Below are 17,600 nucleotides of genomic sequence, written 5' to 3' on the forward strand. Positions count from 1 at the left end.
GCGACCCCGGTCGGCCTGCACGACACACGGCCGCACGTCGCGGGCCTCGGCCTCCTCGACCCGACCGTAACTGATGATCGCGATGTCAGGTCACCGCGTACGCGATGTCGCGCACCGCCGTCCGCGGGTGGGTGAAGCAGCCGAAGTGGCCGCCGTCCAACAGGCGGGCCTCCGCCGTGTTGTCGGTGACGGTGTGCCAGGCGCGGTCGGTGTCCTGCGAGAGGTCGTGGTCGTCCGTCCCGCGCACCGAGGTCAGCGGCACGCTCAGTGGCGGGCCTGTCGTGGGGCGGTAGTCCGTGAGGAGCGCGAGGTCGGCGGTCAGGGTCCGGGTGGCCAGTGTGGCCGTCTCGGTCGTGGTCAGGTCGGGGGTGTCCAGCCACTGGGGAGGCGTGTCGGCCTCCGCGCGGCAGGCGGCCGCGGCCTCGGCAGGGGGCGGGCTCCCGGAGACGATCAGGCGGCGCGGCTGCGGAAGGCCGAGCAGTGCGAGGTGGCGGCAGGTCTCGTAGGCGACGACGGCTCCCATGCTGTGGCCGAACAACGCGTACGGCTTGTCGGCCGCCCATTGCAGGGCGAAGGCGATCTGCCGGGAGAGTTCGCCGAGGCCCGACGGGTGCGGTTCGCCGACGCGGTCCTCACGGCCCGGGTACTGCACGGCCCACAGCTCGTACGCGTCGGGCAGATGGGGCAGCCAGCGCCGGTAGACGCTCGCCGCTCCCCCGGCGTGCGGGAAGCAGACGAGGCGGACGTCGGCGGTGGGAGAGGTCCGCAGCGGGCGCAGCCAGCGGGCCGCGGGCCCGGCCGCGGCGGTCATGACCGGCCCGCCGAGGTGGTGGTCTGCGCGGTGTCGACGGCGCGTGCCATGTCGGCCAGGGTGGCCGAGGCCTGGAGTTCGCGCAGCGGGATCTCGGTGCCGAAGCGGTCGTTGACGGCGAGTGCGAGGCGCATGGTGAGCAGGCTGTCGGCGCCGAGGTCGTAGAAGTTGTCGTGGCGGGAGGCGGGGGCCGGGCCGAGTACGCGGGCCCATTCCTGTGCGAGGGCCTGCTCCGTGCCGGGCCGTGGTGGTTCCTGTGGCGTGGGTTCGCGTGGCGGCGCCGCCCAGGAGATGAGCTGTTTGCGGTCGACCTTTCCGTTGCCGTTCAGGGGGAGTTCGGGCAGCAGCAGGTAGTCGGCGGGCTGGGTGTAGGAGGGTAGCCAGCGCCGGGCGTGGTCGCGTACGTCGTCGAGGTCCACGCCGTCGCCCTGGGGCACGAGGTAGGCCACGATGCGGCGGCCCGCTCCGGTGCCGGCCAGGACGGCGACGGCCCTGCCGACGGCCGGGTGCCTGCCCAACACCCCTTCGATCTCGCCGAGTTCGATGCGGTATCCGTTGAGTTTGATCTGGTGGTCGGCGCGGCCGAGGAACTCCAGGACGCCGTCGGGCCGGTAGCGGCCGAGGTCTCCCGTCAGGTACCAGCGCATGCCGTCGCGCTCGACGAAGCGTTCGGCGGTGCGGTCCGGGTCGGCGCGGTAGCCGAGGGCCACGCCGGTGCCGCCGATCCACAGTTCGCCGGGCACCCAGTCCGGGCAGTCGCGTCCGTAGGCGTCCACGGCCCGGTAGTGCTGGTTGCGCAGTGGGGTGCCGTAGGGCACGGACGGCCAGTCGGGGTCGGTCTCGGTGACTTCGTGGAAGTTGGAGTAGACGGCGCCTTCCGTCGCCCCGCCGCAGGCCACGAAGTGGCAGGAGGGCAGCAGGCGGCGCAGGCGTCCCGGCAGGTCGGTGCCGATCCAGTCGCCGCCGGTGAACACCAGGCGCAGGCTGTCGGTCGCGCCGCGCAGCTCGCCCGCGGTGATCAGCATGTCGAGCAGTACGGGGACGGAGTCCCAGACGGTGACGGCGTGCGTCTCGATGAGGCGGAGCCATGCCTCGGGGTCGCGTCGTTCCTCGGGACCGGGCATGACGACGCGGCCGCCCGCCATCAGCGGACCGAAGATCTCGTAGACGGACAGGTCGAAGTCGAGCGCGGAGACGGACAGACAGCAGTCCGCGGGGCCGACGTCCCAGCGCCCGTTGAGGTCCTCCAGGGAGTTCACGGCGGAACGGTGACTGACCTCGACACCCTTGGGGGTGCCGGTGGAGCCGGAGGTGAAGATGATGTATGCGGGCGCCTCACGGTCACCCAACACCGGTGCGGGCAGCAGTGGTTGGGCAGGATCGAGGGCGGCCTGCCACGACAGACGCAGCGGCCCGTCGTCGGGTCGCCGCCCACTGGGCGTCGCGGCGTGCTCGGGATCACGTATCACCACGCGCGCCCCGGACACCCCGAGCACCTGGCCCCTGCGCTGCTCGGGCTGTTCGGGGCCGATGGGGACGTAGCAACCACCGGCCGCCAATACACCCAGGGCGGCAGTGACTTGGGCCTCTCCTGAGGTCAGACAGATCCCGACGGGTTCGCCGCCGCGCACCCCGAGGTCGCGCAGGCGGGCCGCGAGACGCAGGGCACGCTCGGCGAGCGCGCCCCGGGTGAGGGTCGTGTTCTCGTGGTGCAGGGCGGGAGGGGTGGCGTCGGTGGCGGCCAGTTCGAAGAAGCGCTCGTGCAGCAGCAGCCCGCTCTCGGGCCCGGTGGTGTCGTTGACCCGGGCGCGGGTCTGCCGCTGGCGCGCCGGAAGCCGCTGCGGGACCGGCGAGCTCCAGTCACGGTCGGCGAACGCCCGCAGCACGTCGTCGCAGTACTCGGTCATCGCGTCGAGCGTTCCGGGCAGGAACACCTCCTCCACGGCGTCCCAGGCCAGCACGTAGCCGTCCGCCGGATCGTCGGAGACGGGGTGGGCCAGACAGTCGAGCCAGACCTGCGGAGTGTGCGAGAGCATCCAGGTCAGCGAGCCGAACCGGCGCGTGAACCGGCGGGAGACCCAACTCTGTTCGAGTTCCGTGTAGACGACGCCGAGCATGCCCGTGCGCTGCCCATGACCGCGCGCCGCCTGCTGGAAGTCGTCCACGGTGGGCGCTTGTGCGCGCAGCACCCCCTCGGAGCCGTGGGCGAGTGCGCGGAGATCGGACGGCGCTCCACCGGGCACCCGGGCAGCCGTCAATCGGCTGAAGTCGCCGACGGTCCGCTCTAGTTGGGGATTGCCACCGGGCCGGTCGAAGGTGGGCATGTTGAGGACGAATCCCGCTGCCGGGTCCGCCTGCCAGCGGTGCAGGGTCGCGCAGAACGCGGCGAACGGGACGGCCCGCGCGGAGATGCCGCAGGCCCGCGCCCGGTCCTGGATACGCCGCCACACCGCGCCCGGCACGGGCACCTGGCGCCGGGTGAACCGGGGGACGCCCGCCAGTTCCTCGGGTTCGGTGGCGTACGGCAGCCGGGGCGCGGTGCGCGGCGCGGAGGTGCCGTCGCCACCCTCGCCGATCCGGCGCTCGTCCCGCTCCCCGTTGTCGTCGGAGCTACGGCGCCGGTGGTCCGCGAAGTCGTGGGACACGTCCGGGAGTTCACCGTCATACAGCGCCACCAGGTCCTCGAAGAGTACGCGGATGGCCACCGGGTCGGCCGCCAGCAGGTCGATGTCGGCGTGCAGCCGGGATCCGCCGCCGGGCAGGAGGGTGAGGCCGAGGTCCATCACGCGTCCGGCGGCGACATCCAGGCGGCGGTGCGCCATCCGCTCGCGGATGCGGTCCAGTTCGCCCGCGACGGTGGCGGGGTCGGCGCCGCGCAGGTCGTCGACGACGAGCCGGCCGGTCGGCGACGCCAGCGGGGCCCCTTGGTCGAGGCCGTTGAACGCGGTGCGCAGGGACACGTGCCGTTGCTGGAGCCGGTGGTAGGCGTCCTGGAGCCGGGTCTGGTCCGGCGCCCGGTCGTGGTCGAACTCGAAGGTCATGTGGCAGCCGGTCCCGCCGAGCGGCGTGCCGTCCTGGCGGCCCAGCAGATACGCCCGCTGGACGTCGGTGAGCGGATAGGGGGCGAGGTGGGAGGCGTAGGAGGTGTGGGGGGCCTGCGTCATGAAGTCCTCTCCAGTCGGTCTGCGGCCTGGGCCGCGGCGACGAGCGTCTCGGCGCCGCGCCGCACTTCGTCGTCCGTCACGGTCAGCGGCGGCATGACCCGCACGCAGTTCCCGGCGCTGCCACCAAGACCCACCAGGAGCCCGCGGGTCCGGCACTCCTCCTGCACGGCGGCGGCCGTCGCCGGGTCCTGGAACGCGACCGCGAGCAGCAGCCCCCGCCCCTGCACCCGCCGTACGCCGCCGACGCCCGCGAGCCCCGTCTCCAGGAGGCCGCGCAGGAGATGCCCTGCCGTGTGCGCCCGAGCCGGGAGGTCACGGTCCTCGATCACGTCGAGGGTCGCGAGCGCGGCGGTCGTGGACAGCTGATTGCCGCCGAACGTCGAGATCGACGGCATCGGCAGGCAGTTCATGACCTCACGCCGTCCGACGACGCCGCCCAGCGTCAGCCCGCCGGCCAGGCCCTTGGCGAACACCAGCAGGTCCGGCCTGACGTCGTCGTCCCACTGGTGTCCCCACCACCGTCCGGTACGCCCCCAGCCGGTCTGTACCTCGTCGCAGATCAGCAGGGCTCCGTGGGAGCGCACCGCGCGGGCGTAGGCGGCGAGTTGCCCGTCGGCGAGCGGGACCGCCCCGGCCACGCCCTGCACCGGTTCGGCGATCAGCGCGGCCACCGGACGGTCCGGCTCGCTGTCCAGGACCCGCGTCAACTCACTTACTCCATGGGCAACTTGATGCTCGTCCGCCACCTCGCCGGGCCCGACCTGCGGCGGGACGTCCGGCACGAGGTCGACCCGCAGCGGGGTGCGTCCCGCGCCGTGCCAGCGGTGGTCCCCGGTCACGGCGAGCGCGCCGAACGAGCGGCCGTGATAGCTGTGCCGCAGCGCCACGACCCGGCCGCTGCGCCGGTGCTCGGTGGCCAGCAGCAGCGCCGTCTCCACGGCCTCGGTGCCCGAGCAGGTGAAGAACACCACCGCGTCGTCGATCCCGGACAGTCGCGCGATGCGCTCGGCCAACTCCACCTGGGAGGCGATGAGATAGAACGTCGAGGTGTGCACGACGCCGGTCCGCAGCTGCCGCTCGACGGCCTCGCGCACCTCCGGTACGTCGTAGCCGAGCAGGTTGACGGCGATGCCGGAATAGAAGTCCAGGTACGTACGGCCGTCGCTGCCGCGCACGGTCCGGCCGCTGCCCGACACGATCTCCAGCGGCTCCCGGTACGACAGCGGGGACCAGGGCGGCAGGACCGCCCGGTGCCTCTCGATCAGACTGCGGTCACCGATGACGGGCCTCCTTCGTCGTGTGCGCCGGGATGCGGGACGACAGCGGGCGCCGGCCCGGCGGGCGCTCCCAGCGCCATGCCTCCGACGTGCATCACCTCACTGCCGGACCCGGCCAGGAACGGCGCCGTGACGGGCGCTTCGAGTGCACCGATGGGGCAGGCGCCGAGACCGAGATCGGCCGCGGTCAGGCACAGCGTCTGCATCAGACATCCGGTGTCGCGGTAGACGAGGCTGAGCGTCATGCCGCCGTACTTCCATGACGTACGGGTCACGTGGGAGGCGAAGTACAGGCTGACGGGCGGGGCTTGGTCCATCCGTCCCGGCACGGTGACCAGCCGGTCGACGAGCTCTTCGAGGTGCGCGTCCCACTCACCGCGGCGCTCCAGCGTGTGCCCGAAGGGGTCGTAGTGGTGGACGCCGGGCTCGAGGCCGTCGACGGACCTGGCCAGGACGTAGATCTCCAGGCTGTGCCGACCGCCCCCGGAAGGGGATGGCCGCTGGGTCTGCTGGTGCTCCAGTGGCGACAGGTGGCCCCGCACGCGCGCCGCGCGCCCCAGCAGTGTTCCGAGGAGGTGGAGCGGCACCGGCTCGCTCGTGAACTCGCGCAGACTGCGCCGCTGGGCGAGCACGGTTTCGAAGGGGTGGGTCGGCGCCGGGGCCGGCGGATCGGGCAGCCGCGTGACGGTTTCCGGCGTGGCCGGTGCCGGTAAGCGGGCCGGGGGTGGTGTGCCCGGCAGGGAGTCGATGTCCGGGGGCACCATCGAGGCCTCCCGATGTGCGGCGCTCTGGTGCGGGCTGCAGCCGCCGGGACGATCGTGCGGGCTGTCGCGCGCGGCAGACACGGTGACGAGACCGGCCCGCGCCGCCGCCTCCAACACCTCCTGTAATCGGACGAGTTGTGGGGCATCGGGCCACCGGCGGTGCAGCTCCTCGGCGGTGGTGGGGGCGCCCAGTCGGGACAGGACGCGCAGCGTGAGTTCGGGGTCACCGGACGGGTCCGGCCAGGGACATCGGCGGCCGCTGCGCGCGTCGATCAGGAGGACGGGATGGCCCGCCGGATCCTCCTCGTCGGACGCCCACTCCATCAGGAGGTTCGGGTCGCGTTGATAAAGGAGCGGATCACTCATGCAGTCCGTATGCCTCACAAAAAACGGTACGGAACATGCACACGCCACATTCGGTATAAGTGTGACGATCGCACTTTCGGTGGGCTTTATCCGACTCGGGGACCGGCGGCGAGGCAGCGGCCGCGCCCCGAGCGGCGAACTATTCGGCCCCTGCGCTCGGCACCAGGTTCGACGCCGACGCCTTGATCAGGTCGAGGGCCTGGGCGACCACGGGGTGCCGGGCGCCGCCCTTGCGGGTGGCGGCGAGGATGCGGCGGGCGGGGGCGGGTTCGCCGGAGAGGGGGATGCGGGCCACGGGCCATTCGGTGTTGATGCGGGCGAGGCGCGGCACCAGGATCACGCCCAGGCCGTGCGCCACCATCGCCGTGCCGGTGTCCCACTCGTCGGACTGGTGACCCATGTCGGGCATGAAGCCGGCGGCCATGCACGCGGTGACCAGCAGGTCGTGGTACGTGGTGCCCGGTGTGCCCACGATCCAGGTCTCGCGGGCCGCGTCCGCGAGGACCACCCGCTCGCGCGCGGCCAGCGGATGGTCGGCCGGGACGACCAGGTCGAGCGGGTCGTCGAGGAGCGGCTGCTGCTCGAAGCGCTCATCGGTCAGCGGCGGCGAGTCGGCCGTCACGACGACCAGGCCGAGGTCCGCCTCTCCCGTGAGCAACAGCTCGAAGCAGCGCGCCGGCTCCGCCTCCACCAGGCGGACCCCCAGCTGCGGATGCCGATCGCGCAGGGTCGCCGCGGTGGACGGCAGCAGACGCGTCGCGGCCGTCGAGAAGCCGCAGAGCGTGAACGAGCCGGTCTGCACGTCGGCCATCGCCGCGAGGTCGCTGCGCGCCCGCTCCCACTGCGCCTCCAGAACGGCCGCGTGCTGGAGCAGCGTACGGGCGGCGGCGGTCAGCTTGATGCCTCGGCCCGCGGGCTCGAGGAGCACCACGCCGACCTGCTCGGCCAGCTGCCTCAGCTGGTACGAGACCGTCGACGGCTTGAGCCCCGTGGCCTCGGCGGCCGCGGTCACGCCCCCGTGCGCCTCGACCATCTGCAGCACCTTGAGCTTGGGATCGATCATTCGACCATCTTGCACGGTCACATGCAAGATTGTGTAATTGTGTCGATGGGTTACCGGTGACACCCTGCGGTGGTGTTGATCCGCTTTATCGCCCGGGCCACGGTCGGCCTGTTTCTCGCAGTCGTCCCCGCAGTCCTGATCGCCTCGGAGCAGAGCGATCCGGCCGTCGTCTGCTGTATGCCGTTGTCCGTTCTCGTGTGCTCGGCGCTCGCGCGGCCGCTCGCCGCGGAATGCGGCAGCCGCCCCGCCCAATTCGCGGGTCTGACCGCTCTGTTGGCGAGCCTTTCCGTGGTGTCGTTGACGGCTGGGCAATGGTCGGCCGGGATGTCGGCCTGGCCGACCGTGGCCGCCTCCGTGTTCGCCGGATTCGGTCACGGTCTCGCCCGCGGCGGAGCGGGCGCCGCCCTCGGCGTGCGCGCACCCACCGTCTCTTACCTGAGCTTCGGCCTGCCGGTCGTCGCCACGGGGCTGCTCACGCTCCTGTGTTCGGCGGCGACGGCGACAGCCCTGGTGGCCTCGGTGGTGGCGCTGCTCGTCTTTCCGGCGACCGGCGCCGCCCTCGGGACCGGCCGCGCCGGGCGCCGCCCGGATCGGCGCATTCATTGGATCGACCTGAACCACCTGTGCGGGAATCCCACCCGCAGTACCGCGCAATTCTGAGGAGTAGTACGTGCCAGCCGCGCACACCGTTTCCGAGCTTCCCGATACAAGGGCGGCCTCGGCCGGCGAAACATTGGTCACCGACCCCAAGGTGACCAGAAGGGCCGTCGGCGCCGCAGCCATCGGAAACATCACCGAGTGGTTCGACTTCGGCGTCTTCGCCAATCTGACCCCGGTACTCACCGCGGTGTTCTTCACCGGCGCGAGCCCGGCCGTCGGCACGATCGGAACCCTCGGCCTGTTCGCGGTCGCCTTCCTGGTCCGCCCGATCGGCGGCATGTTCTTCGGCCCGCTCGGCGACCGGATCGGCCGCACCAAGGTGCTGTCGATCACGGTCATCATGATGGCCATCGGCACGTTCGTGATCGCGTTCATCCCCGGCTACGAGACATGGGGCCCCGCCGCCCCGCTGCTGATGCTGCTCGCCCGCCTCGTGCAGGGCTTCTCGACCGGCGGCGAGTACGGCGGCGCGATGACGTTCATCGCCGAGTACGCCCCCGACAAGAAGCGCGGATTCCTCGGCAGCTGGCTGGAGTTCGGCACACTGACCGGCTATCTCCTCGGCGGCGTCGCCGGCCTGGTCATCCAGCTGCCGGGCGTCATGTCGCACGAGGACCTGCTGTCCTGGGGCTGGCGCATTCCGTTCCTGATCTCCGGGCCGATCGGCATCATCGGGCTCTACCTCCGCCTCAAGCTGGAGGACACCCCCGCGTTCAAGGCCGTCGTGGCCGAGCAGCAGGGCCGTGAGGGCAATCAGACCCTCAAGGAGATCCGTCGGGTCTTCACCGACCACTGGCGGCCCATGCTGATCTGCATGGGTCTGGTGCTCGTCTTCAACGTCACCAACTACATGCTCACGACGTACATGCTGGAGTACATCGACAAGTTCGCCCCGTCGGTGAGCCCCACCTGGGCGCAGCTCCTGGAGATCTCGGTGCTCGCCGTCGGCATGCTGCTCATCACCTTCGTCGGCCGGCTCTCGGACCGCATCGGGCGCAAGCCGGTGCTGTACTTCGGCTGCGGCATGCTGATCGTGCTCGGCGTTCCTTCCGTGCTGCTGATCCAGCAGAACACCCTGATGTCGGTCTTCTTCGGCCTGGTGCTGATGTCGATGATGCTGCTCTGCTTCAACAGCACCATCCCCTCCACGCTTCCGGCGCTGTTCCCGACGGACATCCGCTACGGCGGTCTGTCGATCGCGTTCAACCTCTCGGTCTCGCTGTTCGGTGGCACGACCGCCGTCGTCAACGCCCTTCTGGTGGAGGCCACCGGCGACGTCAACGTGCCCGGGTACTACCTGATGGCGGCGGGCGCGATCGGCGCCGTCGCCGCCTACTTCGCGGCGGAGTCCGCGGGGCGGCCGCTGCCGGGTTCGGCCCCGGCGGTGGAGGCCCCAGCGGTGGAGGCCCGCGCCTGAGGCACGCCGTCACTCATCACCCCGGTCACATATGTTGAAACTTGTGTGACCGGGGTTTTGACGTTGTCCGGATGATGTCGCGGGGCTGTCACAGGGGAACAAATGAGCGCATCGACATGCCTACGGTGTCGGTGTACCGGACAGCAATCCCCCACGGAATGGACCGCAGTGACTCGGCACACCACCTCCCGCCGCTTGCTCTTGGGCGTCTCCGCCTCCGCCCTCCTCACTGCCGCGTGCTCGCCGTCGTCCGACACCAAATCGTCGGGATCGAAGACCTCGCCGTCGCAGTCGCCGTCGGTCGAGGGCAAGGCAGCCGCGGCCGAGGGCAAGGTCCCGGGCGGCGCGCCCGACGGCGCCCTCGGCGTGAACTTCAACGAGGACCCCGCGGGCCTCGGCGCCACCCAACTGAAGGCACTCTCGGCCACCTGGGTGCGCGGCTTCGTCCCGATGACGCCGGGCGATCTCAAGGGTGACGTCACGCAGCAGCGCGCCATCAAGGCGCTCCTGACCGCGCACGGTGACGGCCGCAAGACGATCCTCTCGCTCAAGTTCCCCTATGCGCTGGGGCCCACGAAGGGCCCGCTCCCCACGCCGGGCAGCGCCGAACTGAAGGATCTGCTGGCCCTCGTGGACCGGGTGCTGGCCGCCGTGCTCGGCAAGGTCGACATCCTCACGATCGGCAACGAGCCGTTCCTGGAGACGCTGCCGGAAGAGCGCAACAAGACGCTCAACGTGTTCTACGAGACGCTGGCCCGCCACGTCATCGAGTACCGGGGGCAGCACGGCGGCGCGGGCTCCGGGACCAGCCTCTACATGGGCGCGCTCAACCACCTCGACGACCCGGCGGGCCGCACGCCCGCGACCGAGCGGTGGCTGCGGTTCGTCAACAAGACACCCGAGCTCGCCGGCGTCGACATCCACCCGCACGTCACGTCGCTGCAGAACGCCGCCAAGTACTTCAACTACGTGGTGCCGACCCTGCGTTCGGACCAGAAGTTCCTCGCCACGGAGTTCTCCCTGGTGCAGTTCTGGAAGGAGCACATGCACGACCCGGTGTCCCCGGCGTTCGCCAAGCGCTACAACGTGGACCCGGGCCGGAAGGTCTGGCAGGTGATCGGGGACGCCATCCAGCAGCCGTTCCCCCAGGCGAAGTGGAACGACTTCATCTCCATGACCCAGTGGTTCGACACCAGCAGGAACTACCTCACCGAGCAGATGAAGGCATTCCGCGACACCGGGAAACTGGCGGTGGCGACCTACGGGGGCCTGCAGATCGAGTCGATGGCCTCGGGCTGGGACGCCAACAAGATGCCGTGGATCCTCAACCCCCTGTACGCCAACCGGACCGTGCGGCCGGGCGAGGGCGGCACGCTCGGCCGCAGCGTCTGGTTCGAGCAGTTCAAGGCCCTTCAGAACCGCGCCTGACGCACGTCGTTGGCCACCACCGTGTTGCGCAGCGTTCCGAGGCGTTCCACCTCCACCTCCACCACGTCGCCGGGGTGCAGCAGCCACGGGGGCGTGCGCGCGTAGCCGACGCCGGAGGGGGTGCCGGTGGCCAGCAGGTCACCGGGGCGGAGGGTGAACGTCCGGGAGATGTGAGCGAGCGTGTCGCCGACGCCGTACACCATCTCGTCGGTACGGCCGTCCTGGACGATCTCCCCGTTCACCCGGGTCACCACGCGCAACCCCTCGCGCAGGTCGCCGACTTCGGCGGCAGGGACCATCGGGCCGAGCGGGCCCGAGCGGTCGCCGTTCTTGCCGAGGATCCACTGCGAGGTGAGCTTCTGGGCACGGCGCGCGGTGAGGTCGTTGAACGTGGAGTAGCCGACGACCGCGGCCAGCGCCTCCTCGGGGGTGGCGTCCACGAGCGGCGCCCCGACCCACGCGACGACCTCGCCCTCCCAGTCCAGGCCGTCCTCGCCGGACGGGACGGGGACGTCGGCGCCGTCGACAGTGAGCGACTGCGTCCAGCGGGCGAACAGCGTGGGGAACTCAGGCAGTTGAGTGTCGCGGAAGGTGCCCTCCGCCACGTGCTTCAGGTAGTTGAGGCCGATGCAGATGACGCGGGCGTCGGGGCGCACCGGGGGCACGAACGTCACGGTCGAGGCCGCGAGCGTCGGCCCGTCGGCGCCCGCCGCGAGATGTCCCGACGGGTCGGACCAGAACTCCTCCACCGGAGCCAGCACGGTCACCTCCCGCCCGTCGTCGGAGAGTTGGGCCACGTCCGTGCCCCTGTCCGAGCCCGGCTGCCGGATACCCACTGTGCGCATGCGCTGCTCCCACATCGGAGGAAACCTCCAATCCCTTTAAAGGTTCGGAGGTTTGTGCTTCGATGGCGACTATGCCTGACGAACCAGCGGCCCGACAAGCGCTCATCGGCGGCCTGGGCGCCGCGCCCCGTCGTACGCGGGCCGAGCAGCTCGCCGCCGACCTCGATGCCCGCATCCGCGCGCTCGGCCTCCGCGCCGGCGACCCGGTGGGCACCCTCGACTCCCTGCGGGAGGAGACGGGTTACGCGTATTCGACGGTCAGCGAGGCGGTGCGGATCCTGCGCGACCGCGGGGTGCTGCAGATCCGTCCCGGCCGGGGCGGCGGCCTCTTCGTCGCCGACCGGGGCCCGGTGGTACGCCTGCGCCACACCTTGCTCGACGTACGGGACGAGCCGGAGACAGTCGCCGACGCCATCGAACTCCGCGACCACCTGGAGGTGTTGGTCGACATCGGCGCCGCCCGCTGCCGCACCGACGAGGACGTCGCCGAGCTGCGTACGCTCCTGGAGGGGATGCGCGCGGCGCCGGACTGGGACGCGTTCATGCGGGCCAACTGGGCGCTGCACGAACGGATCGCCGCGATCTGCCCCAACCGGATGGCCGCCGCCGTCTACACCGGAACGCTCGGCCACCTCAACGCCTCCGCCTCCTCCCGGCTCGACGACGACACGGAGGCCTCGCAGCGATACCGGGCCGAGCGGTGCGGGGCGCACGAGGACCTCGTCGAGGCCATCGCCGCGGGCGACGAGTCCGCCGTGCGCGCGGCCGTGGCCCGCCACAACACAACCAGCTAGGGCCCGTCCGGGAGGAACGCCTCATGTCATCCGCCGCGTACCGCGAGTACCTCTTTCCGCCGGACCACCCGCGCATCCGGGAGCTCAAGGGCCTTGACCCGTACGCCTATCGGGAGGTCGCGCGGGCCGAGGGCACCTTCACGGGTGAGCTGATCCGCGGCTGGACGCCGCTCTACAAGAACGACTTCCGGGGCATCACGGAGAACGGCTCGCTGCGCGAGGGTCTCCACCCCCTGGAACCGGCGAAGCCGGGCGAGGAGGCACCGGTCGGCGACATGGTCTCCGCGGCAAGGGAGTTGCTCGACACACTGGACGCGGAGAGCCGGGACCGGATCTGCCACGCGGTGGACGCGGTGGAGTGGCAGACATGGGCCAACCCGGAGTTCATGCAGTTCGACACGGGCCTGCGGCTCGAGTTCCAGCCGCCCGAGGTGCGCCGCGCGGCGCTCACCCTCGTACGGGAGTCCCTCAGCGCGGAGGGGTACGACGAGGTCCGCACGATGATGCGGATCAACGGCTTCCTCGGTGAGGTCGTCGACCTCGAGAACATCCTGGGCGAGTTCAGCTACAACATCGCCCTGTACGGCACCCCCGACGAACACGCCCCGTGGGGATGGCAGCTCTTCGGCCACCACTGCGCCGTCAACTGCCTTGTGGTGGAGGGCCGTTCGACCGTCGGTCCGGTCTTCCTCGGCGCGGAGCCCAACGAGATCGACGCCGGGCCGCACGCCGGGACGACCGCCTTCACCGAACGTATCTCGCTGGGCCGACAGGTCATGGCGGCACTCACCACAGAACTGCGCGCCGCGGCGACCGTGTACGAGCGGATGGTCGACCCGGGTATGCCGGAGGGCCGGGTGCACCCCGGTGACGAGCGACATCTCGCCGGCGCCTTCCAGGACAACCGCGTGATCCCTTTCGAGGGAGTACGTGTGCGTGAAATACCCTCCGCCGCACGTGAGTTGGTGATGGCGACCGTGGAGGAGTTCCTCAAGCTTCTGCCGCCCGGCCCCCGCGCCGCGCGGATGCGGGAGGTGCGCGCGCACCTGGACGACACATGGTTCTCCTGGATCGGCGGCCACGGCCCCGACGACGTCTTCTACTACCGCGTCCAGTCCCCCGCGGTCATCGCCGAACTCGACCACCACTGCGGGGTGTTCCTCGACTACGACTCCCCCAAGCCGTTCCACGTCCACACCGTGCTGCGCACACCGCACGGCAACGACTACGGACGCAGTTGGGTGCGACAGTGGCAACAGGGGCGTCACCGGTGACCGAGGAGGACGCTCGATGACACGCACCACTGGCGCACGTGCGGCCACAGCACTCGGTCTGGCCATGCTCTGCATCGAGGGATACGACCTCTTCATCCTCGGCGCGGTCGGCCCCTCCCTCCTCAACCACCCCGGCTGGGACGTCACCAAGTCCACGCTCGGCCTGCTGGGCAGCCTCACCGCGCTCGGAATGCCCATCGGTTCCGTCGCGGCGGGCTGGGCCGGGGACCTGTACGGGCGGCGGCGACCGATGGTCATCAGTCTGGCCTGGCTCTCCGTCTGGATGCTGCTGAGCGCGGTCGCCGGGACGCTCGGCCTCTTCGCCGCGACCCGCTTCGCCACCGGCATCGGCCTGGGGGCGCTCATCCCGCTGGTCACCGCGTACGTGAGTGAATCGGCGACGCCCGCACGCCGCAACCTGCAAGTCGGCACCGCGCTGACCGGCCTCGCCTTCGGAGGCATCATCACGGGTGTCATCGGCCGCGCGCTGCTGCCCGCGTGGGACTTCCACTCCCTGTTCCTCTTCGGTGTCTTCCCGCTCGTGCTCATACCGGTGGTGTGGCGGCTCGTCCCTGCGTCGGTGCCGTCGGCGGCCGGTGGGGAGCGGCCTACCTCCGCCAACCGCCTGGGCGAGATCCTCGTCGCCCGGCACCGCAGGGCGACACTCCTCTTCTGGGCGGCCACCTTCACCGGCCTCGTCCTCGTCTACGGTGCGGGCACGTGGCTGCCGACCCTGATGGTCAAGAACGGCTACGACCTCAGCTCGTCCCTCGAGTTCTCCATCGCGTTCAACGCGGGCGCGGTGCTGGGCACGTTGGCCGCCGTTCTGTTCGCCGACCGCGGCCTCCTCAAGGCCGCCACGGTGGCGAGCTTCGTCCTCGCCGCACTCGCCATGATCACGTTGAGCACTCCGCAGCCCCGCCCCGTGCTGCTGCTCGCGTCCGCGGTCGCGGGGCTCGGCGCCCTGGGCACGCAGAACCTGGTCAACATCGCCGTCGCCCACTACTACCCGCCCCACCTGCGCGGCACCGGCCTCGGGTTCAGTCTCGGGGTCGGCCGCATCGGCGCCGTGGTGGGCCCGAGCTACCTGGGCGCGGTCACCGTCCTGTTCGCCTGGCCCAAGGCCGGCTTCTACGCGTTCGTGGTTCCGGCACTGCTGGGGGCGGGGTTGGCGGCGATGTTCAAGGGCACCTCACGCCGCTCCGAGGCAGCCACCCCAGCCCGCGCGACACCGCGAGCCCGCTGGCGATGACCGCGGGCCGCACCGCCCGCAGATCCGCCGTGCCGGCCCGTACGACGACGCCGAGTGCGGCGACCACCGCACCGTCGGCGTCGAGGACGCGGGTGGCCACGGAGTCCACGCCGGGCGAGGTCTCCCCGTGCACCGTGGCCGCCCCGCTCTCGCGCACCTCGGCGAGCTCGGCGCGCAGCCGTTCGGGCTCGGTGAGCGTCCGCGGAGTAGGCGCCGGGAGCCCGTCCCGTACGAGTACGTCGATGAGTTCGGGTGCCGCGTGGGCGAGGAGCACCTTGCCCACGCCCGAGCTGTGCAGGGGCAGCCGCCCGCCGGGCCGGAACTCGACGTCGACCGCGCGCTCGGCCGAGAGCCGCTCGACGAGCACCGCTGACGTACCGTCAAGGACCGCGATCTGCACGTGCTGGCGCAACGCGGCGTGCAGGTCCTCCATGTACGGCAGCGCGACCGTGCGCAGCGGAAAGCTCAGCGGCGCCAGCGTGCCCAGCTCCCACATGCGGATCCCCACCGTGAACGTGCCGTCCCGCGCCCGGTCGAGGGCGCCGGCCTCGACGAGCTCGAGGGCGAGCCGGCGCACCGAGGCGTGCGGAAGTCCGGTGGCACGGGTCAACTCGGCCAAGGTGAGCCGGGAACGGCCGGCACGGAAGGCGAAGAGGACGTCGAGCAGACGCGCACTCACGCTGCGCCCGGGCTGCCCGGTACGCGACATTCAGCCCCTCCTTCTCCCTCTACGCATGGGTAGTTGACGCCGATGTTCGCTCAATGAACATAGCGGTTACGCCGGTCGGCGGGGAGGGCGAGGATCCCCAGGGTGCCGCGAAGACAACGACGTACGCGGCGGAGTCCAGGAGGAAGCCAGTGCGCAACAAGCAGCAGGCAGGACCGCGGACCGCGATCGTGGGCGGTGGCATCGGCGGCATGGCGGCCGCGGCCTTCCTCCACCGCGCCGGACTGGGCGTGACCGTCCACGAGCAGGCGGCCGCGCTCACCGAGGTCGGCGCGGGCCTGGTGCTCGCGCCCAACGCGGTGCGGCCGCTGCGCGCGCTGGGCGTGGCGGAATCCGCGCTGCGCCGGGCCGTACCCCTGGACTGGGGCTGGGAGTTCCGCCGCTGGGAGGACGGCACGGTGCTGTCCGCGGAACGCCTCGACGGGGTGTGCGAGCGCCTCTACGGGGAGCGCACGTACACCGCGCACCGCGCCCACCTGCTCGACGCGCTCAGGTCGGCGGTGCCGGACGAGGCGGTGCGGCTCGGGGCGCGCTGCACGTCCGTCGAACCGCATGCCGACGGCGTACGCCTGACCTTCGCCGACGGCACCCGCACCGACGCCGACCTGGTGATCGGCGCGGACGGCATGCACTCCCTCGTCCGCGAGACGGTCGCCGAACCGGAGCGCCCCCGCTTCTCGGGCCTGTGCGCCTTCCGTACGGTGGTCCCCGCCGCGGCGGCCCCCGCCTTCGCCCTCCGCCGCGCGCAGACGCTGTGGCTGGGCCCCGGCCATCACTTCGTGCACTATCCGATCTCCGCCGGCGCGGGCGTGAACGTGGTCGCGTTCGCCCCGGCGACGGACGACACGGAGGAGTCGTGGAGCGCGACGGCCACGGTCGAGGAGTTCCACGCGGAGTTCGCCGACTGGGACGACCGGGTGACCACCCTCATCAAGTCCGGTTCCCTGCCCGGCCGTTGGGCCTTGTACGACCGCCCGCCGCTGCCCTCGTGGACCCGCGGCCGCATGGCCCTGCTCGGCGACGCCGCACATGCGATGTTCCCGTTCTACGGCCAGGGGGCCGCGCAGGCGCTGGAGGACGCGGCGGTCCTGGCCCGCTGTCTCGCCACCGCCCCCGACACCCCGGACCGGGCCCTCGCCCGCTACGAGTCGGAGCGCCTCCCGCGCACCACCCGCCTCCAACAGGCGAGCCACGCCCGCGCCGACGCCAACCACCTGCCGGACGGCCCGGAGCAGCGGGCCCGGGATGCGGCGCTCGGGGACGCGGATCCGTTGGTGGGGAGTGGGTGGATATACGGGTACGACGCGTCGGCGCTTGCCGTGTAGCGCCCCACCGTGCAGGGTTCTCTGGCCGACGACGTCCATGAACACGAAGGGGAGTTGACTGTGGCGATCGATCCGAAGGGTGCCGATCTCAAGCGACTGCTGGCCGAGGATCCCGGCGGCCCCGTCGTGATGCTCAACCTGCTGCGCTTCGCACCGGACGGCCGGGCGCTCTACCAGGAGTACGCCCGCCGCGTGGAGGAGGTGTTCCTGCCGCGCTACGGCGGAGAGGTCCTCTACTCCGGCTCGGGCGAAACCCCGCTGGTCGCCGAGACCGGCCAGGCCTGGGACGCGGTGCTGCTCGTGCGCTACCCGAGCCGCGAGGCCTTCAGTCGCATGGTGTCCGACCCGGAGTACCAGGAGGTCACCGGGCTGCGTACGCGGGCGTTGAGCGAGGCGGTCTTGCAGCCGTTGTCGGGTGGAGCGTGACGCCCGC

General features: G+C 71.4%; 15 protein-coding genes. 8 read left to right on the forward strand and 7 right to left on the reverse strand.

The genetic code is table 11. The features are described 5' to 3' along the window. Window positions 1-85: 85 nt before the first annotated feature. From OHA73_RS04155 to OHA73_RS04175, 5 genes are all read right to left on the reverse strand, one after another. The gene (locus OHA73_RS04155; protein ID WP_327654204.1) at window positions 86-811 is read right to left on the reverse strand and encodes a thioesterase II family protein; all 726 of its coding nucleotides are present in this window, start codon (window positions 809-811) and stop codon (window positions 86-88) included. Further along, window positions 808-3,975 carry a non-ribosomal peptide synthetase gene (locus OHA73_RS04160; protein WP_327654205.1) on the reverse strand — a complete coding sequence of 1,056 codons (3,168 nt, stop codon included), beginning with the start codon at window positions 3,973-3,975 and terminating at the stop codon, window positions 808-810. The genes OHA73_RS04155 and OHA73_RS04160 overlap by 4 nt, the downstream gene beginning before the upstream one ends. Next, complete coding sequence (locus OHA73_RS04165) at window positions 3,972-5,171, reverse strand: aspartate aminotransferase family protein (RefSeq protein ID WP_327654206.1); 1,200 nt, start codon at window positions 5,169-5,171, stop codon at window positions 3,972-3,974. The genes OHA73_RS04160 and OHA73_RS04165 overlap by 4 nt, the downstream gene beginning before the upstream one ends. Window positions 5,172-5,236: 65 nt before the next feature. Then, the gene (locus tag OHA73_RS04170) at window positions 5,237-6,382 is read right to left on the reverse strand and encodes a SagB/ThcOx family dehydrogenase (RefSeq protein WP_327654207.1); all 1,146 of its coding nucleotides are present in this window, start codon (window positions 6,380-6,382) and stop codon (window positions 5,237-5,239) included. Between the two features lie 139 nt (window positions 6,383-6,521). Beyond that, the gene (locus OHA73_RS04175; protein WP_266717272.1) at window positions 6,522-7,445 is read right to left on the reverse strand and encodes a LysR family transcriptional regulator; all 924 of its coding nucleotides are present in this window, start codon (window positions 7,443-7,445) and stop codon (window positions 6,522-6,524) included. Between the two features lie 72 nt (window positions 7,446-7,517). Between OHA73_RS04175 and OHA73_RS04180 the strand changes: the two genes are divergently transcribed. The 3 genes from OHA73_RS04180 to OHA73_RS04190 all read left to right on the forward strand — a co-directional run bounded on the left by OHA73_RS04180 (window position 7,518) and on the right by OHA73_RS04190 (window position 10,950). Then, on the forward strand, window positions 7,518-8,105 hold the full coding sequence (locus OHA73_RS04180) for a hypothetical protein (RefSeq protein ID WP_327654208.1): 588 nt from the start codon (window positions 7,518-7,520) through the stop codon (window positions 8,103-8,105). A gap of 91 nt (window positions 8,106-8,196) precedes the next feature. Next, on the forward strand, window positions 8,197-9,522 hold the full coding sequence (locus OHA73_RS04185; protein ID WP_266717269.1) for an MFS transporter: 1,326 nt from the start codon (window positions 8,197-8,199) through the stop codon (window positions 9,520-9,522). A gap of 168 nt (window positions 9,523-9,690) precedes the next feature. Further along, window positions 9,691-10,950 carry a hypothetical protein gene (locus tag OHA73_RS04190; RefSeq protein ID WP_327654209.1) on the forward strand — a complete coding sequence of 420 codons (1,260 nt, stop codon included), beginning with the start codon at window positions 9,691-9,693 and terminating at the stop codon, window positions 10,948-10,950. Here OHA73_RS04190 and OHA73_RS04195 read toward each other — a convergent pair. Further along, entirely contained in the window at window positions 10,935-11,795 is an 861-nt protein-coding gene (locus OHA73_RS04195) for a fumarylacetoacetate hydrolase family protein (protein ID WP_327654210.1), read from the reverse strand. The two genes, OHA73_RS04190 and OHA73_RS04195, sit on opposite strands and share 16 nt — an antisense overlap. A 71-nt stretch (window positions 11,796-11,866) precedes the next feature. Between OHA73_RS04195 and OHA73_RS04200 the strand changes: the two genes are divergently transcribed. From OHA73_RS04200 to OHA73_RS04210, 3 genes are read left to right on the forward strand one after another with little or no spacing between them, the layout of a single operon-like run. Next, window positions 11,867-12,589 carry a FadR/GntR family transcriptional regulator gene (locus tag OHA73_RS04200; RefSeq protein ID WP_327654211.1) on the forward strand — a complete coding sequence of 241 codons (723 nt, stop codon included), beginning with the start codon at window positions 11,867-11,869 and terminating at the stop codon, window positions 12,587-12,589. 23 nt (window positions 12,590-12,612) lie between these two features. Further along, window positions 12,613-13,863 (forward strand): DUF3500 domain-containing protein, encoded by a 1,251-nt coding sequence (locus OHA73_RS04205; protein WP_327654212.1) that lies wholly within the window; start codon window positions 12,613-12,615, stop codon window positions 13,861-13,863. Between the two features lie 16 nt (window positions 13,864-13,879). Continuing rightward, window positions 13,880-15,115, forward strand: a complete 1,236-nt coding sequence (locus OHA73_RS04210) for an MFS transporter (protein ID WP_327654213.1) — start codon at window positions 13,880-13,882, stop codon at window positions 15,113-15,115. On the opposite strand, the gene OHA73_RS04215 is transcribed toward OHA73_RS04210, so the two are convergent. Further along, window positions 15,045-15,824: an IclR family transcriptional regulator gene (locus tag OHA73_RS04215; RefSeq protein WP_327654214.1), complete on the reverse strand. Its 780-nt coding sequence runs from the start codon at window positions 15,822-15,824 to the stop codon at window positions 15,045-15,047. The two genes, OHA73_RS04210 and OHA73_RS04215, sit on opposite strands and share 71 nt — an antisense overlap. A gap of 53 nt (window positions 15,825-15,877) precedes the next feature. Here OHA73_RS04215 and OHA73_RS04220 point away from each other — a divergent pair, with 53 nt between their 5' ends. Both OHA73_RS04220 and OHA73_RS04225 read left to right on the forward strand, forming a co-directional pair. Continuing rightward, a complete protein-coding gene (locus tag OHA73_RS04220; protein WP_327654215.1) occupies window positions 15,878-17,167 on the forward strand; it encodes an FAD-dependent oxidoreductase in 1,290 nt (429 codons plus the stop codon). Window positions 17,168-17,176: 9 nt separating this feature from the next. After that, entirely contained in the window at window positions 17,177-17,593 is a 417-nt protein-coding gene (locus OHA73_RS04225) for a DUF1330 domain-containing protein (RefSeq protein ID WP_266717253.1), read from the forward strand. Window positions 17,594-17,600 lie beyond the last annotated feature (7 nt).

Source organism: Streptomyces sp. NBC_00483 (assembly GCF_036013745.1).
Lineage (GTDB): Bacteria > Actinomycetota > Actinomycetes > Streptomycetales > Streptomycetaceae > Streptomyces.